Here is a 26,353-nt window from a genome sequence, read left to right on the forward strand (position 1 = left end):
GCCACGATCGTGGCCGCCGCCGCGGGGGTCCTGAGCGTGTGACCGACGACTGCGGCCTTACAGCACGGCACAACCGTCAACAGGGAGCTCAGCACATGAACGTGGTCATCTTCGGGGTGTCCGGCATGGTGGGACAGGGCGTGCTGCACGCCTGTCTGCGGGACGAGCGGGTCGGGAGCGTCCTCGTCGTCGTCCGCACACCGCTGGCGGTGAGCCATCCGAAGCTGCGCGAGGTCGTCCACTCGGACTTCACCGATCTCACCGCGATCCAGGACGAGCTCACCGGCCTCGACGCCTGTTTCTTCTGTCTCGGCGTCAGCTCCGCAGGGCTGAAGGAGGCGGAGTACACCCGGATCACCTACGACTTCACCATGGCCGCCGCACACGCGGTGTACGCCGCGAACCCCGCCCTCACCTTCACCTATGTGTCGGGGGAGGGAACCGACCGGACGGAGAAGGGCCGTTCCATGTGGGCCCGGGTCAAGGGCCGCACGGAGAACGAGCTGCTCGCCATGCCCTTCCACGCCTACATGTTCCGGCCCGGCTACATTCAGCCCCGCCACGGCGCCGTCTCCAGGACGGCCGTGTACCGCGTGCTGTACCGCCTGACCTCATGGCTCTATCCGGTCCTGCGCCGGGCGATCCCGCGCCATGTGACGACGACGGAGCACCTGGGGCGGGCGATGATCGAGGTCGTGGGCCTCGCGGGGACGGGTCCGACCGTGCTGTACAGCCCGGAGATCAACCGCCTCGGCGCCGCGAACGCACCGGGCTGACCGAGCGCCGTCGGGGTACGGGCCGGAGTGACACCGAGGTCGCTCGTCCACGGCCGAGGCCGGTGAGCGTGAGCGGCTCACCGTGAGCAGATCACACTGACGAGCGAGAACGACGCGAAGAACGCCCCCCGCGCGAGGCCGGCGAACCAGCGGCGGCCACGGTCCCGGTCGATATGGCCCGCCTCGATGGCCCGTTGCGTATTGCGGCCGAGTCCCAGTATGTGATCGGCGTCCTGGAAGTCGCGGAACACCGGTGTCGTGGCGCGGACCGTCTCCACATGGAAACCCGCCCGTTCGGCGAGGCGGGCGAGGCCGCGGCCGATGGTCGCGTGACGTACCACTTCCGCGGTGGTGTAACGGGTGAAGGCGCGGCTTGTCTCAAGGTCTTCCGCGTCGACGACTAGGGTGTCCCAGTCGGGTTCGACCAGACCGATCAGGGCGCCCGGCCGGGTGGCGCGATGCAGTTGGGTGAGTACGTCGGCGGGTTCGGCGACATGCATGAGGACCCGGTCGACCTTGGCCCGGTCCACTGTTCCCGGCTCGACGGGAAGGGCGTGGGCGTCCCCCTCGCGGATCTCCACACCAGGCAGACCTTCCGTACGGCGACGGGCCTCGGCGAGCATCGCCGGATCGCGGTCGACGCCGATCACCGAGCCACGCGCGCCCACGCGTTCCGCCAGCACCGCCAGATCGGTGCCGGGACCGCATCCCACGTCCAGCGCGGTCTGACCCTGCCGGATGTCCAGCAGGTCGATCAACTCCCGCTTGTACGCACGGCCGGCACGGCCGGCGGCGGTACGCAGCATGTAGGCGGCCTGGTCGGGTCGGGACACACCAAGGTTCGTCGGCATACGCGCAAGTCAAACACTCCGGCCGTCCGCACGGGCGGGACGGCCCCAGGTCACGGTCACCGGCACCCTCGTCACCGGCACCCCGGCCGGTGACAGGGGTGCCCGGTGGCTTCGGGTGCCGACGAGGGACGGTGCGGTGGCGTCAGACGCCGACGCCGAAGTCGGCGGCGATTCCGGCCAGTCCGGAGGCGTAGCCCTGGCCGACCGCGCGGAACTTCCACTCCTCGCCGTGCCGGTACAGCTCACCGAAGACCATCGCGGTCTCGGTCGCCGCGTCCTCGCTCAGGTCGTAGCGGGCGAGTTCGGCGCCGCCCGCCTGGTTGACCACGCGGATGAAGGCGTTGCGGACCTGGCCGAAACTCTGGCCGCGGCTCTCGGCGTCATGGATGGAGACCGGGAAGACGATCTTCGACACATCGGCGGGGACGGCGCTCAGGTCGACCTTGAGGGACTCGTCGTCGCCCTCGCCCTCACCGGTGAGGTTGTCGCCGGTGTGCTCCACCGAACCGTCGGGGCTCTTCAGGTTGTTGTAGAAGATGAAGTGCTGGTCGGAGAGCACCTTGCCGCCACTGTCCACCAGCAGCGCGCTGGCGTCGAGGTCGTAGTCGAGGCCGGTGGTGCTGCGCGCGTCCCAGCCGAGCCCGACGAGGACCGCGGTCAGCCCCGGAGCCTCCTTGCTGAGCGAGACGTTGCCGCCCTTGGCCAGACTCACACCCATGTCGCTGTTCCCTTCATGTGTTCCCGCACCGATCCCGGGCAGCGGCGCCGGTTCCGTGTATCCCGATGTCCCGGTCCCTTAAATCTACAGCACTGTAGAAGCTACGAAGATCCTCCGGCCGGAGCGATCCCCACTCCGCACATACGCGGGCGGGGGCGCCCCGTCAGGCCGGGACGCCCCCACGCACGCCTTCGGGCCTACAGGTCGAACTCGTGCGGCGGCAGGTCGAGCGCGTAGCACGCCTCACGGACGACCGCCTGCTCGGTCTTGTCGAAGTCGCCGTCGGCGCCGCCGATGACGATGCCGATCTGGATGACGGCACGGGCCTCGGCGGGCTTCTTCTTCGCCTTGGCGACCTCCTGGAGGACACTCACCTTGCCGAAGTCGAAGTCCGCGGCGAGCTTGTCGAGATAGCCGTCGAAGCGGCGCTGCAGATCGTCGGCGGGGAAGTTCTGGAGCACCTCGTTGCTCATGATGAGCTGGGCGACCTTGCGGCGCTCCTGGGGGTCGATCGTGCCGTCGGCGGCGGCGACCAACGCGCAGATCGCCATGCTCGCGTCACGGAACGCGCCGCTCTTGAGGTCGTTCTTCTTGGCGTTGAGCTGGGTCTGCATCGTCGACGCGGACTCTTTGATGCGATCCCACAGGGCCATGGAAACTCCGTACGCTCGGGGGCCGGTCCGGACCGCGCGAGGAGCGGTCCGGACCGACACTTCTTCTACAATGCTGTAGAAACTAGCAGGGACAGCGGCGACGGTGTCTCAGTCCTCGCCGCCTTCCTCTCCCTCGTCATCCCCTTCGAAGAAGTCCCCGACCTCGTCGACGACTTCGGCGGCCACCATCCCGCCGACGACTCCGACCGCCAGTCCGGCCGCGCCGGCGGCGACGACGGTGCCCATCCCCGGCCCGGAGCGATGGTGGCCGTCGTGGTGGTGCCCGCCGTGACCATGACCGTGCTCGTCCTTGTGCGCGTGTCCGCCGTACCCACCGCCGTGTCCGTACGGGGCGTCGCCGTGTCCGTACGGTGCGGCGGGAACGCCGTGGGCGCCGTGGCGGTCGGCCAACCGGCGCACCCAGCCGTCGACTTCGGCAGTCCAGTCGCGCTGGGCGACATCGTGGTGGGAAACCGTGAACCGGGTCAGCGCGTCATACCCGGACGAGAGGAGACCACCGGGCTTGTCGGCCTCCAGCACCACCTCCATGCCGCCAGGACCGGCCAGGAAGGTCACCTCGATCTCCCGCATGGCGTGGGCGTACCGCGGCGCGGGGGTGAGCTCGATCTCCTGGTAGAACGGCAACCGCTGTCCGGTGCCCCCGATGCGGCCGTATTCGAGATCCGCGGACCTGAAGCCGAAGCCGAGCTGCCCGAGGGCCTCGAGGACGGCCTCCTGGACCGGCAGCGGGCGCACCGCGAGCGCGTCGAGGTCGCCCTTGTCCTTGGCCCCGGCCACCGCGAGTTCGGTACGCACCCCGAGTACGACGCCCAGGTTCTGGCCGTGCAGTTCGGTCACGGGAGTCTCCCAGGGCAGCGCCACGGAGAACGGGACGCCGAAGCGCTCGCCCTCGGCGAGGCGAAAGCCCCCGCCCACGGTGAACCGGTCGAAGGTGACGACGCCGTCGCTCTCGCCCTCGTCGTGCTCCACCTCCACGCGGGCGACCAGCTCCAGGGTGATCTGCTCGATGTCGAAGGCGGCGCTGCCGCCCATGAGATGGACCTGACCCGAGAGGGTGCCTCCGGGCAGCACCGCGCCCGTGTCGAGCACCGTGTCCACCGTGGGGCCGCCCACACCGAGCGAGCCGAGCAGCCGTTTGAACACCATCGTGGCGTTCACTCCTTCTTGTACGTGTGGCGTGTGGCCTTGGTCACGGGTCGCCGCCGAAGGAGCCGAAGATGGCCCGCCGGTCGGGACGTCCGGACCGCCGCCCGCTTTCTCTACACTCGTGTAGAAGCATAGAGCTGCCACACCGGGCCGACGCCGCATCGCGTCGGCCCGACGGGGAAAGTCCGGAAAGAGTCCCGGGAACGGCCGCGCGGCCCAGGAGCCGGCCGTCAGCCCCTGCGCGCGGGCAGGATCTGCACGGTGTCGCCCACGGCACGCTCACCGGTCGCGTCCGAGGTGATGTTGACGAGCTTGCCGCCGACCACCATCGCGCTGGAGCCGCCGCCGTCCAGGTTGAGGGCCTGCCTCGCACCCAGGGAGCGCATGAAGCGCGCGGCCTCGCCCAGGGTGAAGCCCTCGCTGACACCCGGCTGACGCCCGTCGACGGTGACCAGCAGCAGCCGCCCGTGCCCGTCGATACCGGCCATCGTGCGGGGCTGGCGCACATTCGACCACGCGAACCCGAACGAGAGGTCCAGCGGGTCGAGTGTGCCCTCGGTGGCGGCGTCGATGGCCACGCGGCCGTTCTTCACCAGCGTGGGCGCGGCGCTGACGATGCTGTCGTGCGCGCCGAGTTCGACCTCACGTCCGGCGGAGTCACGGATGACCTCCCGCACCGAGATCCGCTCGCCCTGACGGCCGTGGGCCGTCAGCCAGTCGGCCGCGCCGCCGATGCCCTGGAGGACGGAACCGCCGGCCGGGACCGTACCGCCGCGCGGGCCTGCGGAGACCACACGGTCCCTGGCGTCGAGCACCACCTGCGTACCGGCGCCCTGGGGCAGCGCGGCGCCGAACCTCGGGGTGAACTTCACCAGGTCGTCGGGCAGGGAGCAGGTGGTGTCATGGCGGGCCAGTTCGGTGGGCGCGCCACCGGGACGGCCGCAGTTGCGCACCTTCCCGGGAAGCCGGTTGATGCCCTGCACCGCGTAGGCGGAGGACTTCGCGCGGGCGGTGACCGTGGTGGACAGATCGGCGATACGAGGGTGCCGCCCGCCGTCCGCCAGGATCAGCGCGGCGCGGGAGCCGACGGCCATCGACTCCAGCTCGCCGTCGTAGGCGGCGATACCGGCCACCGTGCCCTGTACGCCGTCGGCGTCGGAGGTGATGAAGAAGCCGCCGTTGACGGCGAGCAGGGAGCCGTTCTCCACCGCGACCGAGGAAGTCGTCTCGCGGTCCGCGACATTGCCGTCGTGGGTGCTCGCCACCGTGCCGCGGAACCGGTCCGGGTCGATGACCGCGACATGGATGCTCTCCCGGTCGGCGAGCTGCCGGCCGTCGTAGCCCGTCCACTCCACGGCCGTACGGAAACCGCCCGCCGCGACCGCCTGGTTGGCGCTCTGGGCCTCGGCCTGGGTGGCGTACGAGCCCACGCGCACCTGCCAGCCCATCGTGCCGCGCGGTGTGTCCGCGTACTCGTCCCAGACGACCCGCTCCGCGCGCGGCACGAACCCGGCGGCGCGGAGCTGCCGCTCGGTGGTGTCGGCCCAGGTACGGTCGCCCAGCGGCGCCCATGTCGCCGCGCCCGTCAGCCGGTTGACGGCCGGAGCCTGGACCGTGATCGTCCAGACAGGTGTGACGCCCTTGTTCTGGACGACACCGGTGCGCACCTGCACGCCGGGCGCCACGGTGTCCGTCCTCCACCGCACCTGCTGGAACGCGGAGGGGGAGGCGGAGGCCGACGCGGGAGCGGTGAGCGCGACCGGCGCCGCCGGGGCGAGCGCCCGCGCCGGTCCGGAGAGCGTCAGGGGATTGACGGCCGCGAGCACGACGGCCGCCCCGAGGGCGACACGTGTCCGCGGAACGCGCCGGGCCACGCCGGCTCCGCGCGGGTGCTTTCCGTCTTCGTCGTACATGGTTTCCCCTAGCAGGTTGGTGCTCGACACGGCCCGGCCTCACGGCACGCCGTCCACAGGATGCGCAGGCCATCCCAGCCGCGCACGGGGACCGGGGCGATAACAACCAGGGGCGCGGTGCCGAAGGGCTGGTGAAGCGGCGTCACGGCCGGTTCCGTGCCGGGCGGGCCCGCGAAGATCGGCCGGACGGCCCTCAGCGGGCGTCGTTGGCCAGCGCGACGACCGCGTGGGCGGCGGAGGCGAGTGTGACATGACGGTGCCATCCGCTGAAGGAGCGGCCCGTGAAGTCCCGGATGCCCACCCGGTCCGCGATCTCCGTGAAGTCCCGGTCGACCTTGCCGGTGAGCTTGCTCAGCCTCAGCAGGGAGGCCGGTGACGCGGTCGTCAGATTGGTCAGCCACAGCTCCGCGGGCCACCGTCCGCCGTCCTTGCCCACCCCCAGCAGTGCCAACTCCCCGCGTCCCGCGGTGTGTCCCGTGTCCGCCGCCGGTACCGACGACGACGGGGAAGGCAGGCCCACACGGACGGTGGCGGCCAGGTTCATCCGTCTCGCCGGCTCCGGACCGGAGTCCTTTCCCATGACCGGCCGCCGCATGTCCTTGGCCAGGCTCATGATCTGGTAAGCGGGCAGTAACTTGCCTCCGGAACCCGGAAGAATGGAATCCGCCACGGCCAGGCGGAGGTCACCGCCGACTCTCGCGAGAACCGGAGTGCCCGTGGCGCCGAGTTTCTCGAAGATCGTCGCCGCGTGCGCTTCTCCGATGTCGAGCACCACGGGCCGGACGGGCATCCCCCAACGCGTCATGGTCTCCGCACTGGCCTCGATCATGCATTCACTCAGGGTCTCCACGTCCACGCCGTCCGGAATCGACACCTGACTGCGCCGGAGATCGTCCTTGATCCAGGCCTGGGGTAAATGAAGGCGCCAGTTCACCGGAGTGCTCATCTCCTCCGAGACGGCCCAGACCCCGATGGCGCGTTGCGCGTTCAGCACCTGTCCCAAGGTCGGGAAGAAGTGCTTGTCCACCCCCACGGAGTGCTGTCCGGTCTTGGGAATGATCATCCGCTGCACCACCCAGGCCTGCGGAGGCGAGACGCCTACCCAATAGGTGGCGAGGGCCCTGCGGATGGGGGTCCAGTCCCAGGTGGAATCACAGATGAAGTGGTGGAGGTTCTGCTCCGAGGCCTGCTCTCCGAGCAGTGCCGCGATATTGCGTATCGATTTGCGCCCCTGGGTCTCCAGTAAGCCACGTAAGTACTGCATGCCTTTTCTGCACTGGTCACTGCGGGTCAGCGAGGTGAACAATATCGAGCAGAGTTCGGTGAACAGAACGTCCTGGGAACTGGAGTGAATTGGCGCGCGTGCACCCCGCACAATCGGACGGGTGGAAGAATTCGTCATGAGGTGGTCCCGTTTCTGCTCGGTCCAGTCGTTCCCGTCGGCTGGCGACTGCGGATGCCCAGAACGGGATACGGGAGAAGTCCGTACGGTGACGCGTCCGGTGACGGTGCTTGCTGTCCTGGACGAGACAGTAAGGATCGGACGAGGAGGAGCCATCACACGCGGGGAGAGAGTGTCATATTACCGGACGGTAGTCCCGTTGGTGTGGCTCACGTCACCCTCGGGCCTGGCCCGCGCTCGCCGACAGTCCTCGTGACTCCAGGGTGGCGACGAGATGGGCGACGGATGCCAGTGTGATGTGGCGGTGCCAGCCCGGAAACGAGCGTCCCGCGAAGTCCCGTACCCCCACGCTCTCGGAGATCGTGGCGAAGTCGCGCACCACGACACCCGGCAGCCGGGTGAGCCGCAAGGCGGGGACGGCGGAGGGGACATCGGCGTTCGTGAGCCACAGCCGGCGGCGCGGGTGCCCCACCGGGCGCCACTCCCCCAGCAGCAGCATCCGGTCGCTCCGCGACGGCGGTGCCACCACGGGGATCGCCACCGCCGTCGTCGGACCGTCGCCCGGATTCACCTGCTGCCGAAGGCGCGGAAGGGACTCGGCGAGCTCCCCGGCCATGCGCTCCCGACCGCCGTATTTGGGCAGTTCGGAGCGGTCCAGGCGCAACTGCGCCTCCGGACCCACCCGAACGATGAACGGAATACCCGTCGACGAGAGGAAGCGCGCGATCGACACGGCGTCCACGTCCGCGACATCCACGACGACCGGCCCGCGCGGCAGTCCCTCGATACCGAGGACATTGGCCACCGCCACCCGTACGCACTCCTCGATGGTGCCGACCGCGGCATCGGCGGGAACGCTCGCGCGCTGCCGCAGGGGATCGACCATCCAGCGGGCGGACAGGCGCAGTTGCCAGTCGACCGGCACGGCGGACCGGGCGGACACCAGCCAGGCCCCCACGGCGTGCTGGCCGTTGACGATCCGTCCCCGCGGCAGGACCTGCTGGTCGACCCCGACGGAGTGGGACCCCGCCTTGGGAATCAGGGTGGGCCTGATCACCCAGGCGTCCGGCGCCAGTGTCCGCTGCGCGTGGCGGGCGAGGGCACGCCGTACCGGCATCCACTCCCAGGGCGACTCGCTGATGAAGTGATGCACACTCTGCTGCGCCGCGGCGCCGTCCAGCTGCGCCGCGATGCTCCGCAATGTCTTGCGCCCCTGCACCGACAAGAGGCCACGGACGTACTGCTCCGCCTTGATCCGCTGTCCGCTGCGCTGCAGTGAGCCGAACAGCCGCTCACTGAGCCCGGCGTCCAGAGCCGCCGATGTGGTCAACTCCTCATTGACGCACGCGTGCTGATGAAGGTCTCGCATCGTGGATCCCCCCTGCTAACCCGCCACTCCAGCCAGGCGGGGGCGAAGCACCGCGCCGTACCGGTACCGCCGCCGGCCTCGAACCTCCCAAGAAAGAGGACAGCTGTCCCGTTTCTTTATACAGGCCCGTGCGGACAACGGCTGCCCCGCTGCAGCCACCAGATCCATTGCGACCTGCATGAATCTCCGTTCAGCGGAGCAACACACCGCCGAGGCGGGGCATCACGGAACCCTGGCGCACCGAGAACCACCGTAAGAAACAGGTCACGTTGAAGGTTTTCGAGGAGGGCCGCCTGTCATCTCGCCGAGGAACAGGACACTCGTGCGCGAAGCGCGACGCGGGGGCGGCGGGCAGCAAACGACCCGGTCACGCCGTCGGAACGACCTCGGACCGGCCTCCGTCCGACGTCACACCGGACGGGAAGGAGCCACGGCGCTCTCCGCCGCCTTGAGCAGCCGCTCGGCGCGGAGCGGCGAGGTGTCCAGCTTCGCCAGCACACCGGCGTTGGCGATATTGGGCAGGACGAGCTCGAAGAGGCAGGAGATCTCCTGGGACAGGTCGCGGTCCGGCAGGGTCTCGGTGATCAGCTGTACGCCGGTCCACGCTCCGACCAGCAGCCGCGCGGTCTCGCCCGGGTCGACGTGCACGAGCAGTTCGCCCCGCTCCTTGGCCTCGGTGAGCAGCCCCTGTCCCACGGTGATCCAGTCGGGCCAGCGGGTGCCGAGGAGACCACGGGCCTTGACGTCGACGGACAGGCGGATCGCGGCGCCGAGGAGCGGCTCCCTGGGCAGCCGGTAGGCGAGCAGCAGCGCCAGGTCCACCCATTCCTGGAGCTTGAAGGCCTGCGGCGCGAGTCCCTCCATCGTCACCGCCTCGTCGAGCACGGCGCGGGCGAGCTGCTCCTTCGTGGTGAAGTGGAAGTAGAGGCCACCGCGGGTGAGTTGGATCCGTTCGATGAGTCCGCCGATGGTGGTGGCGTCGTACCCGAGCTCGTTGAACATCTCGGCCGCGGCCTCAAGGATGATCCTGCGGGTGTGGATCGCGCGTTCCTGCCTCACCACCTCTCACCCCCAAACGCTTTCTTTACCAATGCGTGAACTCACATTTACCTTGGGTAGAAACCGGACGGAGTGCCGGTACTTTAACAGCACATTTTTTGCCTGTGCAGAACAGTCAGTCCAAGGGGGGACCTTGCACTACTTCGCTCTCGCACCGCGTCCGTCCACACCGCCGCCGACCCTTCTCGGCGCCTACGCCCATCTGAAGCGCGACGAGTCCGTACTCGTCACCGGCTGGGAGCAGGTCGGCGCCCATGAGTTCACGGTGGGCGTCGGATGGCCGGCCGTCGAGGAGGACCTGCCGTACGATCCGCGATTACTCACCCAGACCATCAGACAGAGCGGCCTGGTCATCGCGCACGCCGCGTACGAGGTTCCGCTGACCCACCACACCATGCTGGGCTCGCTCGACTTCACGGTCACACCGGGCTTCCGTCTCCCCCGCGACCGGTCCTCGACGCTGGACGTCCGGATCACCGCGGCGGAGACCGGAGGCGGCCGGCGGGCCGGCGGTTCGCTGCGGCTGGGCTTCCACATCCTCCGCGGCGGTGCCACGGTGGCCCGGGCGGCCTCCGAATTCCGCTGGATCTCCCCGCCGGTCTACCGCCGGGTGCGCGGCGCCCGTCTCAGCGTCGACTGGGGGTCCTGGCCGCTTCCGGAGCCCGTCGACGCGCAGCTCGCCGGCCGGGCCTCCGCCGCCGATGTGGTCCTCGCGCCCGGGGACCGGCCGCGCCGCTGGCTGCTGCGCAACGACACGGGCAACCATCTGCTCTTCGACCATCCCGTGGACCATGTGCCGGGACTCGCCCTGCTGGAGGCCGCCTATCAGGCCGCGCATGCCCTGACGGCCCCGGCGCCCTTCGTGGCCGGCCGGGTCGCCATCACCTACGACCGGTACGTCGAGTTCGACCGGCCCTGCTGGATCGAGGCCGAGTCGCTGCCGGCGCCCGGCCCCGCCCTGTGTGCCGTCCGGGTCAGCGGCACACAGGGCGGGGAGCGGGCGTTCCAAGTCCTGTTCGACGCGTTGGAGCGGTGAAGGGCCGGGGGTCCGAAGTGGCGGGGGTTCGATGAGGTGAGGCGGTGGAGGCCCGGGGAGGCCGGGCGGTGAAGGGCGGGTGCGCGGTCCGGGCCGGCCGGCTCACTGGTTGACGAAGCCGCCGTCCACCGGCAGCACGGTGCCCGTCAGGAACGGGCACCGGTCGCTGAGCAGCCAGGCGACCGCCGCCGCGATCTCCTCCGGTTCCGCCGTACGCCCCTGGGGCGTCAGCGAGTTGGCCAGCTCTTCGAGACCGGGGTTGCGGCCGAACCAGTCGGTCGTGATCTCGCTCCGTGTGGTGCCGGGGGCCACGGCGTTCACACGGATGCCCTGCTTGGCGTACTCGTCTGCGGCGGCCCTGGTGAATCCGATGACGGCGTGCTTCGAGGCGATGTAGGGAGCGGCGACCGGGATGGCCACCAGACCGCCCACACTGCTGTTGTTGACGATGGATCCCCCGCCGTGCTCCAGCATCGCCGCCAGTTCGTACCGCAGGCAGTTGAAGACCCCCCGGACATTGATGTCCATGATGGTGTCGTAGACGTCGTCCGACATCAGATGCAGCGGAGTACGGTCGCCGCCGATGCCGGCGTTGTTGAAGGCCGAGTCCAGGTGTCCGTACTCGGCCAGAGCGAAGTCCACGGCCCTGGCGGCCTCTTCGGGGACGGAGACATCGCTCACCACGTACGACGCTCGCGCCCCCTTGTCCCGTAACTCGTCGGTCAAGGTGGCCAAGCGGTCTTCGCGACGAGCGGTGAGAACCACCGCGGCGCCTTCGTCGGCGAACACCCGTGCCGCCGCCGCACCTATACCGCTGCTCGCTCCCGTGATGAGCGCGACTCTGCCGGAGAGAAGATCTTTACCCATGGGCGAAGTCTGGCAGGCCCGTTCCCGGCACGAGCGGGATTCGGCCCGCGGCCACCACAGCGTCCGCGAGCGCCGTCGCGGTGGTCAGCAGCCGGACAGTGCGTCGCAGGTCCGGGCCATCCCCTTGCCACCGGACCGGACCTCGTCCATGGGCCACTCGCGCTTGCGCAAGGGCGCCGCGGAGCTGCCCGCCGCGTCGATCTGGGCTCGTACCGTCTCCGCCGACAACTGAGGAAGCATCAGCCGCCAGAACGGTGTGACCGCCTGGCGCGAGTGCCAGTGGGCGTCGCTGCGTCCCAGCACCTCGAGCCCCGCTATCACGGCCGTAATGGCGGAAACGGCATCGTCGAGCACGACATCGGCTGCCAGACTGCCCTGGTCCCTGGCGACGGTCAGCATGAGCTGGACCCAGTCCTGCCACTGCTGCCACAGGTTCACACCGCCCTGCCAGGTCGCGTCGCTGCCGAGGCCGAACCCGGCCCTCAGCACCGGATCGCAGGAGAACCGCTGTGCCAGCGTGTGCGAGGTGTCGACCAGGAGCTGGAGCGGTGCGGGGTGCCTGAGCGGGACGTTCCCGGTGATGTACAGCAGGGTCTGTGCCGCGGCGGACTCGACCGCCTCCCCCAGCGCCCGCTTGTTCCCGAAGTGGAAGTGCAGCGCACCGTGACTGACACCGGCCCGGGCGCAGATCTGCGCGACGGAGGAATCCGCGAATCCGGCCCGGTCGAAGACCTCCGCGGCGGAACGGATCAGCTCTCGACGCGTACGTACGGCACGGTCCTGCTTGGCCATGGGGCGCTCCGGGGGGTGGTGAGCGATGGGTGAAACGCACAAGAACATGCCCACGAGAACATGCCACAGAGCGACGACGCGGGGACCTGGCCCGGGGCCGGCCACCGCACGGCCTGGCCGGATCGCGCCTCGCGCGGACCGGCGCCGGGGAGGGTGCCGCCGCGGCCACCGCGGCCTACGGACTCGGCCTTGAAATCGGCAGAGGCATATCCACATGCATCGTACAAATGTTACCACGTCAACAACTAATCGGTACGGACCATTACCCATCCTGGCGCGATATCGCGCCCGGCGCGCCGACGTTCGACGACCCCGCCGTCGTATGCGACGGCCTCTGTCCCCGGCGGACCGGTCCGACCAGCGACTACACCGAGATCAAAGGCGTTTGCGGGGGCCGGGGATGGATGAGGAGCGGTGGGCCTCATCCGGCCGACATGACAGATCGTCGTTTGTTTATTCCGGAACCCCGTTCGGCTCTGGGTAGCATCGGGCGAAAAGTTGGCGGGGAGGAAAGGGCGATCCTGAAACGGGCCGTCCTGGAGAAGAGCGTGCCGTCGTCGGCGTGTATGCCGACGCGCCAGTCCGTCATTCCCAGCCACAAAAGTCGGCCAGTGATGCGATGCGGAGACCCAGAATGCGGCTTGCGCAAACGTTGGCACATGTCATGGAACGCCACGCGGACCGGCCCGCCGTCGGTGAACGCGCAAAGGAGTTCACGCGGGACCCCGACACGGGCCGCGTTTCGCTCCGTCTGCTGCCGCGATACGAAACGACCAGTTACAGCGAACTGTGGGGTCGTGTCCGTGCGGTGGCAGGCGAATGGCACCACAATCCAGAACATGCGCTGAGCGCGGGCGAGCGTGTCGCCATCCTGGGTTTCGCGAGCCGTGACTACTCGACCGTCGATCTGGCCTGCATCCATCTCGGCGCGGTCAGCGTACCGCTCCAGACCAGCTCCCCGCTGTCCCAACTGGAGTCGATCGTCGGCGAGACGGAACCGTTCACCGTCGCCGCGAGCATCGAACGTCTCGATGTCGCGGTCGAATTGATCCTGCGGAATTCGTCGGCCCGGCGCCTGGTGGTCTTCGACTACCACCCGGAGGTCAGCGATCAGCTGGAGACGTTCACAGCGGCCCGCGACCGGCTGGAGCGGGCCGGCCGCGATGTGGACCTCGAGTCCCTGTCGGAGATTCTTGAACGCGGATCCACGCTGCCCGAAGCGCCCTTGTTCGCCGCCGGCGACGACGAGGATCCACTGGCCCTGCTCATCTACACATCGGGGAGTACGGGGACGCCGAAGGGCGCCATGTACACCGAGCGGCTGGCGAGTGCGATGTGGGGCGGCGCCTGGGCGAAGCTGTTCTCCGACACCCACGCGATCAACATCAATTACATGCCGATGAGCCATGTCGCCGGCCATTCCTCGCTGAAGAACACCATGGCGCGCGGCGGAATCAGCTACTTCACGGCGAGCAGCGATCTGTCGACCTTCTTCGAGGACATCGCGCTGGCCCGTCCCACGGAACTGTCGCTGGTGCCGCGCGTATGTGAAATGCTTTTCCAGAAGTACCAGAGCGAACTCGACCGGAAGGCGACGGACGGCGTCGACCGGGACACGGTCGAGGCCGAGGTCAAGGCGGAGATGCGCGAGAATCTCCTCGGCGGTCGCCTCACCTGGGCCAGTTGCGGTTCCGCGCCGCTGTCCGCCGAACTACGCGCGTTCGTCGAGTCCTTGCTGGATCTCAAGCTGCATATCCTCTACGGTTCCACGGAGGCCGCGGCGGTCTCGGTCGACAACATGCTCCTGCGCCCGCCGGTGATCGACTACAAACTTGTCGACGTGCCCGAGCTCGGCTATTACCGGACCGATTCTCCTCATCCGCGAGGAGAGCTTCTGCTGAAGACCGAAGCCATCGTTCCCGGGTACTACAAGCAGCCCGAGCTGACGACGGAGATCATCGACGAGGACGGCTTCTACAAGACGGGTGACATCGTCGCGGAGCTCGGACCGGACGAACTGATCATCCTGAACCGCCGCAAGAGCGTGCTCAAGCTGTCCCAGGGCGAGTTCGTGGCCACCTCGCGCCTGGAGGCCATCCTCGCCGTCAGTCCGCTGGTCAGGCAGATCTTCGTCTACGGCAACAGCGAACGGTCCTACCTGCTGGCCGTGGTCGTGCCGACCCCGGACGCCCTGGAGCAGTTCGGTCACAGCACGGAGAACCTGAAGCAGCTTCTCAGCGAGTCCTTCCAGGAGATCGCGAAAGAGGCCGAGCTCAACTCGTACGAGATTCCCCGAGACCTCCTGATCGAGACCGAACCCTTCAGTCAGGCGAACGGCCTGCTCTCGGACCACCGAAAGCTGCTGTGGCCTCAGCTTCTCGACCGGTACGGCAAGCGGCTCGAAGAGCTGTACTCCGAGATCACCGCGCGGGAGACCGAAGAACTGCTCGAAGTGCGCCGCACGGGTAACGACGGGCCGGTGCTGGAGACGATCCAGCGGGCCACCCGGGCACTGCTCGCGGGTTCCATGGCCGAGGTGAGCCCCACCGCGCATTTCAGGGATCTGGGCGGAGACTCGCTGTCCGCGGTCACTTTCTCCAATCTGCTCCACGACATCTTCGACATCCGTGTCCCCGTGGACATGGTCATCAGCCCGGCGTACGACCTCCAGCAGGTGGCCGACTACATCGAGGCGAAGCGCGAGAGCGGACTGAAGCAGCCCACGTTCGCCTCGGTGCACGGCGAGAACAGCACGGAGGTCGCCGCCAAGGACCTCACTCTGGACAAATTCATCGACGCGCGGACAATCGCTGACGCCCGGTCACTTCCCCGTCCGGACGGAGCGCCCAGGACCGTGCTGCTGACGGGCGCGAGTGGCTATCTCGGCCGTTTCCTGTGCCTGGAATGGCTGGAGAAGCTGGCTCCGGCCGGCGGGAAACTGATCTGCGTGGTGCGGGGAAGAGACACGGCCGCGGCCAGAAAGCGGCTCGACGAGGCATTCAGCAGTGGCGACGCGGAACTGGTCGGCACGTTCCAGGATCTGGCCGCCGGGCATCTGGAAGTCGTGGCGGGCGATATCGCGGAGCCGCAGCTGGGGCTGGACGACGCGACCTGGAAACGGCTGTCCGACGATGTGGATCTGATCGTCCACGCCGGTGCGCTGGTGAACCACGTCCTTCCGTACAACCATCTCTTCGAAGCCAATGTGGTGGGTACCGCCGAGCTCATCCGTCTGGGACTCACCAGCCGGATCAAGCCGTTCACCTATATCTCCAGCGTCGCCGTCGCGACTTCCCGAGCCGGACAGCCGGCCCTGGACGAGGACTCCGACGTACGCGTCGCCATTCCCGTCCAGCAGACCGACGAGGGGTACGCGGGCGGTTACGCGACGAGTAAATGGGCCGGGGAAGTCCTCCTCCGGGAGGCGCACGACCTGTGCGGTCTCCCGGTCACCACCTTCCGGTCGAACATGATTCTCGCGCACAGCCGGTACGGCGGCCAGCTCAACGTTCCCGACCTGTTCACGCGCCTTCTGTTCAGCGTCATCGCCACCGGTATCGCGCCGCATTCCTTCTACCGCACCGACAGTGAGGGAAACCGTCAGCGGGCCCACTACGACGGTCTGCCCGTGGACTTCACCGCCGCGTCCGTCGTGGCACTGGGCGGACAGACCGACGACGGATACCGGACCTTCAGTCTGGTGAATCCGCACGACGACGGGATATCTCTCGACGTCTTCGTCGACTGGCTGAACGACACGGGCCACCGGATCGAGCGGGTGAACGACTACGCGGACTGGCTGGCCCGGTTCGAGGCCGCCATGCGCGCCCTTCCCGAAAGCCAGCGGCAGCATTCCGCACTGCCGCTCATCCATGGATTCGAGCAGCCGGAAAACGTCATCCGCGGTTCCTTCATACCGTCCGGCCGATTCCGTGCCGCCGTTCAGGCCGCCGAGATCGGCCCGGCCAAGGACATACCGCGGCTCTCGCCGTCCCTCATCAGGAAGTACGCCACCGACCTGAAGCGGCTCATGTCCGTGTGAACCGGATCCGCTCCGAGGATCCCGGCCGCACGGCGACGGCCGCGAGCACCGCGGCCACCAACACCGACACCGACACCTGCCCAAGGAGAATCATGGATCAGACGTCCGAGAAGTTCGAGGAGCGCTACCGCCTCGGGCAGAAACTCGTCGAGCAGCTGGGCACCGTCGGGACCGATCCCTCCACCTTCGAACTCCTCGGCAAGGAGTGGGACCTGGTCCCCGGGACCTACGCTCCCCGCCCGGGCACCGGCACCGAGTGGTACACCGGCGCCGTCCCCTACCCCACGGGCGGCCGTTTCCTGGAGATCGGCTGTGGAGCGGGCGTCACCGCCGTCTGGGCGGCGCTCCAGGGCTGCGCGCATGTGACCGCGACCGACATCACCGACACCGCGGTCGACAGCGCCGTCCGCAACGCCAAACGGCATGGCGTCGAGGACCGCGTGCGGGTGCTGCGCAGCGATCTGTTCGCGGAGCTGGACCCGGACGACCGCTTCGACACGGTCTTCTGGAACTGCAGTGTCATCGAGGCACCGCGGGACTTCGAGTTCACCCACGACTTCGAGTGGGCGATCTTCGACCGCGGCTACACCGCTCTCGGCCGCTATCTCTCCGAGGTGCACGACTGGTTGCTGCCCGGCGGGCGCGCCCTGGTCACCTTCAACAGCCTCGGCGACGCCGACCGCATCGCCCAGCTCGCCGTCGAGGCCAACACCTCGCTGAACCTGCTGGACAGCGCCGACCGGCGGCTGGAGGGCGTGGACGTCACCTACAAGGTCTTCGAGATCATTCCGAACAGCCACTGACGAGGACCGTCCCGGCACCAGGCACACAAACGCGGGACGGAGTGCGGAAAGCGGGCAGAGGGCCGGGAGCGGACGGCCCCTAACCCGCCGGAGGAAGTGCGGCGAGCGCGTCGACCAGAGGCGCCAGTTCCGACTGGTCCTCCGCCTCCCGCAGCGCGCCGGCCAGCGAGTCGTCGTGGGTCGGCCGCGCCCGCTCCAGCGCGGCCCGGCCTTCGGCGGTGACCTCCGTGTACACACCTCGGCGGTCGTCGGCGCAGAGATACCGCTGGAGCAGCCCACGCTGTTCCAGTCGGCCCACCAGCCGGGTGGTGGCCGACTGGCTCAGCACCACGGCCCTGGCGAGCTGATTCATCCTCAGACAGGAGCCGCCCTCCCTCGCGAGCACGTCGAGCACGCCGTACTCGCTCACGGACAGGCCGTGTTCACGCTGGAGCGCACGTTCGAGCGCGTCCTCGATCCGCGCGTGCAGAGCGGCCAGAGTGCGCCAACCCTGCGCGCGGGCCTCGGCGGAATCGTCACTGATCGACACGGGCACCACACCCCCCTTGCGAACGGCTGCTTGCTTGAGGCACTATCAGGCTCGTGCAATATAGCGCGTGTACAACTATCGCGGACGCTGGTTGAACGCGCTTCAGACAGTCTATTGGGAGGGGACGTGCCTCATGTCAGGCAGCTCGACTCCGAGTGAACACCGGCCGGGAGGCGACGCCTTGGCAGCGCCCGAAGCGCCGGCACCAGAGGTGAAGAAGGATCCTCTGCGCTGGTCGCCGCGATTATGGATCTCGATCCTCATCTTCAGTGGGGTGATCCTGCTCGACGGGCTCGACGTCTCGATGATCGTCGTGGCGATTCCGGAGATCCAGAGCGAGCTCGGAATGACCGCCGCCACCGGGCAGTGGCTGGTGGGGGCCTACATCCTGGCCTTCGGCAGTTTCCTGCTGCTGGGCGGCCGGGTCGCGGACCTGTTCGGCCGGCGGCGGGTGCTGGTGATCGCCATGGCCGCCTTCGCGATCGTGTCGCTGTTCGGCGCGCTCGCCGATGACGCGGTCCTGCTGATCATCTCGCGCTTCGTCAAGGGAATGGCGGCGGGGTTCGCCGCACCGGCGGCCATGTCGCTGCTGACCACGACTTTCCCCGAAGGCCCGCAGCGGAACAAGGCGTTCGGCATCTTCAATGTCTTCGAAGCCTCGGGATACTCCTCCGGGCTGCTGGTGGGCGGCCTGCTCGCGGGGCTGAACTGGCGGTCCATCTTCATCCTGCCGATCCCGCTCTCCTTGCTGCTGCTGTTGGGCGCACTGCGCTTCCTGCCGCCGGACCCGCCGCGCACCGAGCGGCCACGGCTCGACATCGGCGGCGCCGCGACCCTGCTCGCCGGAATGCTGCTCCTCGTCTTCACCACTGTCTCCGCGGCGGAGGTCGGCTGGGGTTCGCTGCGGACGATCGGCGGATACGTCCTGTCCGCGCTGCTGCTCGCCGCCTTCCTGGTCATCGAGCGCACCGTGAAGGAGCCGCTGATCCGGCTGGGCGTGTTCCGTAACCGGGGCCTGGTGACCGCCAACATCAGCATCGGCCTGCTGTACGGCGGGGCCATGGGCTTCCAGTTCCTGCTCGCCCTGTACCTGCAGGACCTGGAGGGCTGGCAGCCGTGGCAGATGGCGCTGGTGCTGCTGCCCGCGGGACTCATGGTGGTGATCATCGGGCCCAAACTCGGCGCCCTGATGGACAGATTCGGTGTGACCAAGGTGCTGATGGTCGGTCTTGTGGCCTTCCTTCCGTGCTATTTGCTGATGCTGTTCATCGGCCCCGAACCGAATCTGTGGATGATCCTGCTGCCCGCCTCGGTGCTGTGGGGTGTGGGCTTCGCGCTCAGCATCGCCACACTGATGGTCGCCGGCACCAACGGTGTGTCCGACGACGAGCAGGGACTCGCCGCCGGGCTGCTCAACAGCTCGCTCCAGGTCGGCGGTGCCTTCGGCCTCGCGGTCGTCACTGCGGCGATCCTGCCCGGTACGGAGCTGTCCATGCTCTATCCGGGTCTGGTGGTCATCCTGGCCTTCGCGGTCCTGACCCTCCTGGCGCAGCTCACCCCCAAGCAGCCGAGCTGACCACGGCGGGCGAAGCCGCCCCGCCACAGGTGAAGCACCACTGAGAAGTGCTTCCCCGCAACGACGGAACGGTCGCCGTCGTGATCACGACGGCGACCGTTTCCGCTCTGTGCTGTTTGTCGTGCTCAGGTCCTCCGCCCGCCCAGCACCTCCGTCATGAGCGCGCCGACAAGGCGTACCCCGTCCTCGGTGAGCACCGACTCGGCGTGGAACTGCAGCGAGGCGAAGTGCGGGCCGCGCAGCGCGTGCACCTCGCCGGTCTCCGGATCCCGGCTCACCTCCACGGTGCCCACGCCCTCGCACTCGGCCGTGTCTTCGGCGCCGCGGGCGGCGAACGTGTTGTAGAAGCCGACCCGCTCGCGGACGCCGAAGAGGTCGATCTCCCGCTGTACGCCCTGGTTCGGGACCTCCCTGCGGACCAGCGGGAAGCCGAGCCGCGTGCTGAGCACCTGGTGGCTCAGACACACCGCGAGGAACGGCCGCCGCTCGTCGAGCAGTGTGCCGATCGTGGACCGCAGATGGGCGATCTTGGGGTGGCTCGTCTCGCGCGGATCCCCCGGACCCGGGCCCATGATGACGAGGTCGTAGCCGTCCAGGGCGTACGGTTCGTCGAAGCGGCGGACCGTCACCGACAGTCCCATGGAACGGAGTTGATGGCCGATCATCGAGGTGAAAGTGTCCTCGGCGTCCACGACGAGCACCCGGCGGCCCGCCAGTACCGGCTCCGGCCTGGCCCGCGCCGCGTCCTCCGCCAGCCAGAAGCCCGCGATGGTCGCGTTGCGCCGCTCCAGGGCGGCCCGGACGTTCGGGTGCTCACCGAACCGTACGGGACCGTCCGCCTCCAGGGCCGCCAGCAGCCCGGCCGCCTTCGCCCGGGTCTCGTGCACCTCGGAAGCGGGATCGGAGTGGCGTACGAGTGTGGCGCCCACCCCGATCCGTACCCGCCCGCCGCTGTCGATGTCGGCGGTACGGATCAGGATCGACGAGTCCAGTGTGGAACCACCGTGTGCGTCGCGGCCGATGAGGGCCACCACTCCGCTGTAGTAACCACGGCCCTGCGGCTCGTACTTGTTGATGACCCGGCAGGCGCTCTCCAGCGGGCTCCCGGTGACCGTGGGCGCGAACATCGTCTCGTGCAGGATCTCGCGCGGATCGCGGGTGCTGCGGCCCTCGATGAAGTACTCGGTGTGCGCGAGCCGGGCCATCTCCTTGAGGTACGGGCCCACCACCCGGCCGCCGGAGTCGCAGATCCGGGCCATCATCTTGAGTTCCTCGTCGACGACCATGTAGAGCTCGTCGGCCTCCTTGCGGTCGGCGAGGAAGTCCATCACCTCCGGCAGAGTGGGCCCGGTCGGCGGGTAGCGGTAGGTGCCGCTGATGGGATTCATGACGGCGTTGCCGTCCGAGAGGCTGATGTGCCGCTCGGGTGTGGCGCCGACGAAGGTACGGGTGCCGGTGTGGATGACGAACGTCCAGTAGGCGCCCGACTCCCCCCGCATGAGCCGCCGGAAGAACGACAGCGCGCTGTGCGTCGTGTAGCCGGTGATGTCGGCGACGAACGAGCGCTTGATGACGAAGTTCGCACCCTCGCCCTCGCCGATCTCGTCGGCGATGACCCTGCGGACCGTATCGGCGTAGGTGTCGTCGTCCACGTCGAAGTGACCGTCGGCCAGGGAGATCGGTACGTCCGGGAGCCGACGCAGCGCCTCGGCCACCGGCAGCAGGTCCTGTCCGGTGACGGTCATCGCGATCAGCGGCTCACCGTCGTCGGCGCAGGTGAAGCCGCGCTCGGCGATCTGCCGGTAGGGAACGATCGCCAGCACCTCGTGGCGGGGGCCGCCGGTGTGCGGGTCCTCGGGTACGGGAAGGTCCGCCAGCGTCCTCGGCGTCGAGATCTCACCGACCAGGACGTCCAGCGCTCCCGGGCCGGTCGCCTCCGGGCGGTGGAGCAGGGCGAAGGCGGGAGGCTCCGGCGCCAGCACCCGGCCGAGGAGATCCCCGGCCACCGGCGCCGCCGCCCTGTCGGTCCTGCCGGTCGCTCCGGCCCGCTCGGCCGCTCCGGTCCTCTCCGTCCCGGTCATGTGGCGGCCTCGTGTGCGCCGAGGCCGGCCAGGGCCGTGGACGTGTCGAGCCGGGCGAGGAGTCCGTCCGTGGTGACGACCACGGCACAGCGCCGCGCCGCGTACTCGACGGCCATCCGGTGGTCCGCCTCGGAGAAGTCCGCCACGGCGTCGGCCACCAGGAACGGCTGTATGTCGTTGGTGAACGCCTCGACCGCGCTCATCAGCACACCGACATGGGCGTACACACCGCAGACGACGAGTTGGTCGCGCCCGCGCTCACGCATCCACTCCAGCAGACCGGAGCGGAAGAAGGCGCTGTAGCGCCATTTGGTGAACACCCCGTCCTCCGGCGCCGGGGCCAGCGGCTCGACGACCTGCCGGTCCGCCGGGTCCACCCGCATGCCCGGTCCCCAGAAGTCCTTGAGCAGGCCGCGTTGTTCGTCGGTCATACCGCCGGGCTGCGCCGTGTACGCCACGGGCATGCCCAGCGCGGCGCTCCGCTCGCGGAGCCGGACGGCGTTCCGTACGAGCTGATCGCGGACGGTCCCGGGGAGCGGCCGTAAGAAGTAGCGCTGCATGTCGTGCACGAGCAGCACCGCGCGGTCCGGGTCCACGGTCCATTGAGCGGTGTTGCCGGGCAAGTCGCCCGCTACCGGCATCGGATACGGCTCGATGGGGGGTATCCCCGCCATGACCTTCCTCTCCTGTGCGAATGGATCGAGTGGTTCGAACGGATCGAATGGATCGCGGAGCCCCTAAGGGTTGTCCCGTAATCCCTGGTGGATCAGCGAGCGGCGTCGGATGCGGTGCATCGCAAGGCGGAGGGGCGCCCGCATACTGGATGTATTCGGGCGTTCCGACAACGCCGCGAGGTGCCGTAGCCGTCGTCGAGAGCCCGCCGGGGATTACGGGACAACCCTTAGGCGGCGCCCACCGGCGCCGACCGGCCGGTCATCCACCAGGCCGATATCACGGAAAGGGCCTGGCCCGGGTTGAGCCGGGGGTCGCAGAAGGTCGTGTATTTGGCCCCGACCTGGTCGATCCGGGACTCGTTCAGGACGCACTCCGTCACATCGTCGGGGGTGGTCTCCAGATGGAGTCCGCCCGCGATGCCACCCGCGTTCCTGACCGCGTGCTGGAATTCTCTGACTTCCCGCGTGATGGTCTGCAGAAAGCGGGTCTTGAGTCCGTCCGACGTACTGACGGTATTGCCGTGCATGGGGTCGGTGAGCCAGATCACCGGATGTCCCGCGGCGCGGACCGCCTCGACGAGTACGGGCAGCCGCTCGGTCACCGCCTCGGCGCCCATCCGGGCGATAAGGGTGAGCCTGCCCTTTTCCCGCCCGGGGTCGAGCCGTTCGCACAGGGCCAGCAGTTCGTCGGCCGTCATGCTCGGGCCGACCTTGCAGGCCACCGGGTTGCCGACCTCGGCGAGCAGGGCGACATGGGCGCCGTCGACCTGCCGGGTCCGCTCGCCGATCCAGGGCCAGTGGGTGGAGGTGAGCAGCAGCCCGCCCTGCTCGTCCCGGCGCAGCATGGGAACCTCGTAGTCGAGCAGCAGCGCCTCGTGGCTCGTCCAGATGGGGGCGCCCATACGGGTCCGCCCGCCCTGGTTCGGCCAGCCCAGATAGCCCATGACGTCACGAGCGGACCGGTACCCCGCCAGCAGCCGCTCCGGGTCGGCGCGCCGGAGCTCGGGGTCGGGTTCCGGGCTGTTGATCATATGACCGCGGTAGACGGGCAGTTCGAGGTCCCCGATCCATTCGGTGGGCTTGGACCGGGGCTTGGCGAACTGACCGGCCATCCGCCCGGCGCGCACCACCGGCTTGCACGTGTCCATCTGGAGCGCGCCCGCGAGCATGTCCAGCAGTCCCGCCTTGCGCGCGACATAGCCCGGGGTGCACTCCGCGGGATCCTCGGCGCAGTCACCCGCCTGCACCACATGAGCCTCCCCCGCGGCGACCCGGGCCAGCAGGGACCGCAATGTGCGTACGTCCCGGGCCTCGACGAGCCCGGGACGCGCCGCGAGTTCCTTCCTGACGTGCTCGACCTGTAACGGGTCCTCCCAGGGCGGCTGCTGGAGCGCTCGTCTGAGTCGAATATCGACCAGGGCGTTGTCCACTGATCTCTCCAATCGCGAATGGGCGATGAGCACAGCTGTCCCAGGGCCGGCAAGGCGAGCATTCCGCGCCTGATATCAGGACAGCGCGCGAGCGCCTTCGGGCAGGCAACAAATATCAAGGGAAGCAGATCGAAACGCAAAACAAATTCGCATAGACCAAAAAATTAACCGCCCGCAACACCGGACCGAATCGCACCCGCCCACAGGCGGACCTCCGCAGCGGCCTAAATCATGTTACGGAATGGAGACGCCGCCAACATTCGCCGCCGTACTCCGTCAGGTGACAAATTCTTCGTCAGGTGAGCGGTAACTCCATCAAGTTGCCGCGGGGCCGACGGGCCGAAACCGTGGCGCCTCGGCCTGACACTCGAGGCGCGCCGGGACGTCCGCCCGGTCGCCCGTCATCGCGGTCACGGTTCGCGGGAGCGGAGGCCGTCGACGTCCCGGCGCCCTTTCTCCGGGGTGCCCCACTCACCCGAGAAAGCTCAGCCGGACCTGGCGGTCCGCGTTGTCGACGTTCGTGTCGACCAGACAGACCGACTGCCAGGTGCCCAGGGCCAGTCGGCCGGCGACGACCGGGAGCGTGGCGTGCGGGGGGACCAGGGCCGGGAGTACATGGTCCCGGCCGTGGCCCGGGGCGCCGTGGCGGTGGCGCCAGCGGTTGTCGGCGGGGAGCAGGGACCGCAGCGCGGTGAGCAGGTCGTCGTCACTGCCGGCGCCGGTCTCGATGAGGGCCACCCCGGCGGTGGCGTGCGGGACGAACACATTGAGCAGGCCGTCCCGGCCCGCCGCGGCCTGCCGGAGGAACTCCTCGCACGCGGGGGTCAGATCGGTCACGGCCTCACGGGTGCCGGTGGTGATGTCCAGAACTCTGGTGGTGAACGCGTCGGGCATCCCCCCATCCTGCCGCCCGGCCCGCGGGACCGCGCGTCCGCGTGCCGAGACACCATTGACCGGATCCGGAAACGCTCGCTACGTTCGGCGCCATGTTGCGTTCAGCTCTGCTCACCACGCGCGGTCATATCGACCTGCTGCGGGTGGCGTCCGCCGCGTGTCGTCGCGGTCGCTGATCCTGATCCGGCGTCCGCGCCGTTCTCCTCGCCGGCCGTGTCCCGGCGTCCTTCCCGGATGAGTGCCGTCACACCCTGACAGTGTGCCGTCGTCGTACCACCGCACACGCACGTCGAGCCGCGTCCTCCCCCCTTCCGCGCGCTTTCGTCCCCGTGGAGCTGTCATGACCCTCGGCCATGCCCCGCCCGACATTTCCGTCCTGTCCAGAAACCGGCAGCCCGATCTGGAACCGGTCACTCCCGCTTCCGCACCCGGCTCCCGGCGGCGGTCCGTACCGCGATGGCTGCGCCGTACCGTCGGTCCGCTGCTGCTTCTGCTCATCTGGCAGGTGCTCAGCGCGACGGACGTGCTCCACGAGGACGTCCTCGCCTCGCCCGGCACCATCGCCGGGGCCGCGGGCGATCTGATCGCGGACGGCACCCTGCCCACCGCCATGGGCGTCTCCCTGCGCCGCGTCGCCGTAGGGCTGCTGCTCGGCGGAGTCATCGGCGTCTCCCTCGCCCTGGTCTCCGGGCTCTCCCGGCTCGGGGAGGATCTGGTCGACGCGACCGTACAGATGCTGCGCACCGTGCCCTGGGTCGGGCTGATCCCGCTCCTCATCATCTGGCTCGGTATCGGCGAAGCACCCAAGATCGCGCTCATCGCGCTGGGTGTCGCCTTCCATCTCTATCTCAACGTGTACGCGGGAATCCGCGGAGTCGACGAGCAACTCATCGAGGCGGGGCGGTCGTTGGGGCTCGGCAGATGGGGGCTGGTCCGGCATGTCGTCCTGCCGGGCGCCCTGCCCGGCGCGATGACCGGGCTGCGGTACTCGCTCGCCACCGCCTGGCTCGCGCTGGTCTTCGGCGAGTCCATCAACGCCGACGCCGGTATCGGCTTTCTGATGAACCAGGCCCGGGAGTTCTTCCGTACCGATGTCATCGTCGTCTGCCTGGTCGTCTACGCCTTCCTCGGTCTGCTCGCCGACGCCGTCGTCCGCACTCTCGAAAGGCTGCTGCTGCAATGGCGACCGACCTTCCAGGGCCAGTGAGTCCGCGTCCGGGTCCGACGCGTCCGAGCCGGGATCCACGCGCAGCCGCCTCCGGATGCGCCGCGGTACGGGTCCAGGGGCTGACCCGCGCCTTCGACGGACGGCCCGTGATCGACAAGCTCGATCTGACCCTGCGGCCCGGGGAGTTCACCGTGCTGCTGGGCCGCAGCGGCTGCGGCAAGTCGACGCTGCTGCGCGTACTCGCCGGGCTCGACCGCGACATCGAGGGCACGGTGCTGGTCCCGAAACGGCGCGCCGTCGCGTTCCAGGCGCCCCGGCTGATGCCGTGGAAAAGGGTCTGGCGCAACGTACTGCTCGGTCTCGACGGAAAACCCGGGCGGGCCGTCGCCGAGAGCGCGTTGGAGGAGGTGGGACTCGGCCATCGCTCCGGTGCCTGGCCCAGGACGCTGTCGGGCGGCGAGGCCCAGCGTGCCTCGCTGGCCAGGGCGCTCGTACGGGAACCCGATCTGCTGCTGCTCGACGAGCCGTTCGGCGCGCTGGACGCGCTGACGCG

At 68.9% G+C, this 26,353-nt stretch carries 23 protein-coding genes; 8 read left to right on the forward strand and 15 right to left on the reverse strand.

Features of this window, described 5'->3' with window-relative positions; translation table 11 throughout:
- The first annotated feature begins 95 nt into the window (after window positions 1–95).
- Entirely contained in the window at window positions 96–776 is a 681-nt protein-coding gene (locus tag BFF77_RS01130; protein ID WP_066942820.1) for a Rossmann-fold NAD(P)-binding domain-containing protein, read from the forward strand.
- 77 nt (window positions 777–853) lie between these two features.
- Here BFF77_RS01130 and BFF77_RS01135 read toward each other — a convergent pair whose 3' ends face one another.
- From BFF77_RS01135 to BFF77_RS01170, 8 genes are all read right to left on the reverse strand, one after another.
- Window positions 854–1,627, reverse strand: coding sequence for a methyltransferase domain-containing protein (locus BFF77_RS01135; protein WP_066942823.1), 774 nt, complete (start codon window positions 1,625–1,627; stop codon window positions 854–856).
- Between the two features lie 142 nt (window positions 1,628–1,769).
- Window positions 1,770–2,345, reverse strand: a complete 576-nt coding sequence (locus BFF77_RS01140; RefSeq protein ID WP_066942825.1) for a TerD family protein — start codon at window positions 2,343–2,345, stop codon at window positions 1,770–1,772.
- Between the two features lie 197 nt (window positions 2,346–2,542).
- Window positions 2,543–2,998, reverse strand: coding sequence for a tellurite resistance TerB family protein (locus BFF77_RS01145; RefSeq protein WP_066942827.1), 456 nt, complete (start codon window positions 2,996–2,998; stop codon window positions 2,543–2,545).
- Window positions 2,999–3,106: 108 nt separating this feature from the next.
- Window positions 3,107–4,165, reverse strand: coding sequence for a sporulation protein (locus BFF77_RS01150; protein WP_066942828.1), 1,059 nt, complete (start codon window positions 4,163–4,165; stop codon window positions 3,107–3,109).
- Window positions 4,166–4,395: 230 nt separating this feature from the next.
- Window positions 4,396–6,078 carry a phosphodiester glycosidase family protein gene (locus BFF77_RS01155; protein ID WP_066942830.1) on the reverse strand — a complete coding sequence of 561 codons (1,683 nt, stop codon included), beginning with the start codon at window positions 6,076–6,078 and terminating at the stop codon, window positions 4,396–4,398.
- Window positions 6,079–6,271: 193 nt separating this feature from the next.
- Complete coding sequence (locus BFF77_RS01160) at window positions 6,272–7,480, reverse strand: IS701 family transposase (RefSeq protein ID WP_079124704.1); 1,209 nt, start codon at window positions 7,478–7,480, stop codon at window positions 6,272–6,274.
- Between the two features lie 214 nt (window positions 7,481–7,694).
- Window positions 7,695–8,849 carry an IS701 family transposase gene (locus BFF77_RS01165; RefSeq protein WP_066942834.1) on the reverse strand — a complete coding sequence of 385 codons (1,155 nt, stop codon included), beginning with the start codon at window positions 8,847–8,849 and terminating at the stop codon, window positions 7,695–7,697.
- A 408-nt stretch (window positions 8,850–9,257) separates the two neighbouring features.
- On the reverse strand, window positions 9,258–9,911 hold the full coding sequence (locus BFF77_RS01170) for a ScbR family autoregulator-binding transcription factor (protein WP_066942836.1): 654 nt from the start codon (window positions 9,909–9,911) through the stop codon (window positions 9,258–9,260).
- Between the two features lie 130 nt (window positions 9,912–10,041).
- On the opposite strand from BFF77_RS01170, the gene BFF77_RS35010 reads away from it, so the two are divergent.
- Entirely contained in the window at window positions 10,042–10,944 is a 903-nt protein-coding gene (locus BFF77_RS35010; protein ID WP_169922590.1) for a ScbA/BarX family gamma-butyrolactone biosynthesis protein, read from the forward strand.
- Window positions 10,945–11,046: 102 nt separating this feature from the next.
- On the opposite strand, the gene BFF77_RS01180 is transcribed toward BFF77_RS35010, so the two are convergent.
- Together BFF77_RS01180 and BFF77_RS01185 are read right to left on the reverse strand one after the other, a co-directional pair.
- Window positions 11,047–11,811: an SDR family NAD(P)-dependent oxidoreductase gene (locus tag BFF77_RS01180; protein WP_066942838.1), complete on the reverse strand. Its 765-nt coding sequence runs from the start codon at window positions 11,809–11,811 to the stop codon at window positions 11,047–11,049.
- 84 nt (window positions 11,812–11,895) lie between these two features.
- Entirely contained in the window at window positions 11,896–12,603 is a 708-nt protein-coding gene (locus BFF77_RS01185) for a ScbR family autoregulator-binding transcription factor (RefSeq protein WP_066942840.1), read from the reverse strand.
- 562 nt (window positions 12,604–13,165) lie between these two features.
- On the opposite strand from BFF77_RS01185, the gene car reads away from it, so the two are divergent.
- Window positions 13,166–16,645 carry a carboxylic acid reductase gene (gene car, locus BFF77_RS01190; RefSeq protein ID WP_281196214.1) on the forward strand — a complete coding sequence of 1,160 codons (3,480 nt, stop codon included), beginning with the start codon at window positions 13,166–13,168 and terminating at the stop codon, window positions 16,643–16,645.
- A gap of 92 nt (window positions 16,646–16,737) precedes the next feature.
- Entirely contained in the window at window positions 16,738–17,448 is a 711-nt protein-coding gene (locus tag BFF77_RS01195; RefSeq protein WP_141698323.1) for an SAM-dependent methyltransferase, read from the forward strand.
- A gap of 79 nt (window positions 17,449–17,527) precedes the next feature.
- On the opposite strand, the gene BFF77_RS01200 is transcribed toward BFF77_RS01195, so the two are convergent.
- Entirely contained in the window at window positions 17,528–17,971 is a 444-nt protein-coding gene (locus tag BFF77_RS01200; RefSeq protein ID WP_245703014.1) for a MarR family winged helix-turn-helix transcriptional regulator, read from the reverse strand.
- A gap of 187 nt (window positions 17,972–18,158) precedes the next feature.
- On the opposite strand from BFF77_RS01200, the gene BFF77_RS01205 reads away from it, so the two are divergent.
- The gene (locus BFF77_RS01205; protein WP_066942847.1) at window positions 18,159–19,553 is read left to right on the forward strand and encodes an MFS transporter; all 1,395 of its coding nucleotides are present in this window, start codon (window positions 18,159–18,161) and stop codon (window positions 19,551–19,553) included.
- Window positions 19,554–19,678: 125 nt separating this feature from the next.
- Here BFF77_RS01205 and BFF77_RS01210 read toward each other — a convergent pair whose 3' ends face one another.
- The 4 genes from BFF77_RS01210 to BFF77_RS01225 form a co-directional block, all read right to left on the reverse strand.
- Window positions 19,679–21,634: an anthranilate synthase family protein gene (locus BFF77_RS01210; protein WP_079124708.1), complete on the reverse strand. Its 1,956-nt coding sequence runs from the start codon at window positions 21,632–21,634 to the stop codon at window positions 19,679–19,681.
- Entirely contained in the window at window positions 21,631–22,308 is a 678-nt protein-coding gene (locus tag BFF77_RS01215) for an isochorismatase family protein (RefSeq protein WP_066942849.1), read from the reverse strand. The genes BFF77_RS01210 and BFF77_RS01215 overlap by 4 nt, the downstream gene beginning before the upstream one ends.
- A 227-nt stretch (window positions 22,309–22,535) precedes the next feature.
- Window positions 22,536–23,738, reverse strand: a complete 1,203-nt coding sequence (locus tag BFF77_RS01220; RefSeq protein ID WP_066942851.1) for a 3-deoxy-7-phosphoheptulonate synthase — start codon at window positions 23,736–23,738, stop codon at window positions 22,536–22,538.
- A gap of 471 nt (window positions 23,739–24,209) precedes the next feature.
- On the reverse strand, window positions 24,210–24,632 hold the full coding sequence (locus BFF77_RS01225; protein WP_066942853.1) for a YjbQ family protein: 423 nt from the start codon (window positions 24,630–24,632) through the stop codon (window positions 24,210–24,212).
- Between the two features lie 92 nt (window positions 24,633–24,724).
- On the opposite strand from BFF77_RS01225, the gene BFF77_RS38025 reads away from it, so the two are divergent.
- The 3 genes from BFF77_RS38025 to BFF77_RS01235 all read left to right on the forward strand — a co-directional run.
- Entirely contained in the window at window positions 24,725–24,808 is an 84-nt protein-coding gene (locus BFF77_RS38025; protein WP_313884353.1) for a putative leader peptide, read from the forward strand.
- Window positions 24,809–24,972: 164 nt separating this feature from the next.
- Window positions 24,973–25,839, forward strand: coding sequence for an ABC transporter permease (locus tag BFF77_RS01230; protein WP_066942855.1), 867 nt, complete (start codon window positions 24,973–24,975; stop codon window positions 25,837–25,839).
- Window positions 25,812–26,353 (forward strand): ABC transporter ATP-binding protein (locus tag BFF77_RS01235; RefSeq protein ID WP_141698324.1); only part of this gene is annotated, 542 nt, incomplete at its 3' end. The genes BFF77_RS01230 and BFF77_RS01235, both read left to right, overlap by 28 nt.

Origin of the sequence: Streptomyces lushanensis, assembly GCF_001700515.1 — a bacterium.
Taxonomy (GTDB): domain Bacteria; phylum Actinomycetota; class Actinomycetes; order Streptomycetales; family Streptomycetaceae; genus Streptomyces; species Streptomyces lushanensis.

Bases quoted from the DNA above. Each gene is read 5' to 3' on its own strand.
- BFF77_RS01130 (WP_066942820.1), top strand. From the start codon at position 96: ATGAACGTGGTCATCTTCGGGGTGTCCGGCATGGTGGGACAGGGCGTG.
- BFF77_RS01135 (WP_066942823.1), bottom strand. From the start codon at position 1,627: ATGCCGACGAACCTTGGTGTGTCCCGACCCGACCAGGCCGCCTACATG.
- BFF77_RS01140 (WP_066942825.1), bottom strand. From the start codon at position 2,345: ATGGGTGTGAGTCTGGCCAAGGGCGGCAACGTCTCGCTCAGCAAGGAG.
- BFF77_RS01145 (WP_066942827.1), bottom strand. From the start codon at position 2,998: ATGGCCCTGTGGGATCGCATCAAAGAGTCCGCGTCGACGATGCAGACC.
- BFF77_RS01150 (WP_066942828.1), bottom strand. From the start codon at position 4,165: ATGGTGTTCAAACGGCTGCTCGGCTCGCTCGGTGTGGGCGGCCCCACG.
- BFF77_RS01155 (WP_066942830.1), bottom strand. From the start codon at position 6,078: ATGTACGACGAAGACGGAAAGCACCCGCGCGGAGCCGGCGTGGCCCGG.
- BFF77_RS01160 (WP_079124704.1), bottom strand. From the start codon at position 7,480: ATGACGAATTCTTCCACCCGTCCGATTGTGCGGGGTGCACGCGCGCCA.
- BFF77_RS01165 (WP_066942834.1), bottom strand. From the start codon at position 8,849: ATGCGAGACCTTCATCAGCACGCGTGCGTCAATGAGGAGTTGACCACA.
- BFF77_RS01180 (WP_066942838.1), bottom strand. From the start codon at position 11,811: ATGGGTAAAGATCTTCTCTCCGGCAGAGTCGCGCTCATCACGGGAGCG.
- BFF77_RS01185 (WP_066942840.1), bottom strand. From the start codon at position 12,603: ATGGCCAAGCAGGACCGTGCCGTACGTACGCGTCGAGAGCTGATCCGT.
- BFF77_RS01195 (WP_141698323.1), top strand. From the start codon at position 16,738: ATGGATCAGACGTCCGAGAAGTTCGAGGAGCGCTACCGCCTCGGGCAG.
- BFF77_RS01210 (WP_079124708.1), bottom strand. From the start codon at position 21,634: ATGACCGGGACGGAGAGGACCGGAGCGGCCGAGCGGGCCGGAGCGACC.
- BFF77_RS01215 (WP_066942849.1), bottom strand. From the start codon at position 22,308: ATGGCGGGGATACCCCCCATCGAGCCGTATCCGATGCCGGTAGCGGGC.
- BFF77_RS01225 (WP_066942853.1), bottom strand. From the start codon at position 24,632: ATGCCCGACGCGTTCACCACCAGAGTTCTGGACATCACCACCGGCACC.
- BFF77_RS38025 (WP_313884353.1), top strand. From the start codon at position 24,725: ATGTTGCGTTCAGCTCTGCTCACCACGCGCGGTCATATCGACCTGCTG.
- BFF77_RS01230 (WP_066942855.1), top strand. From the start codon at position 24,973: ATGACCCTCGGCCATGCCCCGCCCGACATTTCCGTCCTGTCCAGAAAC.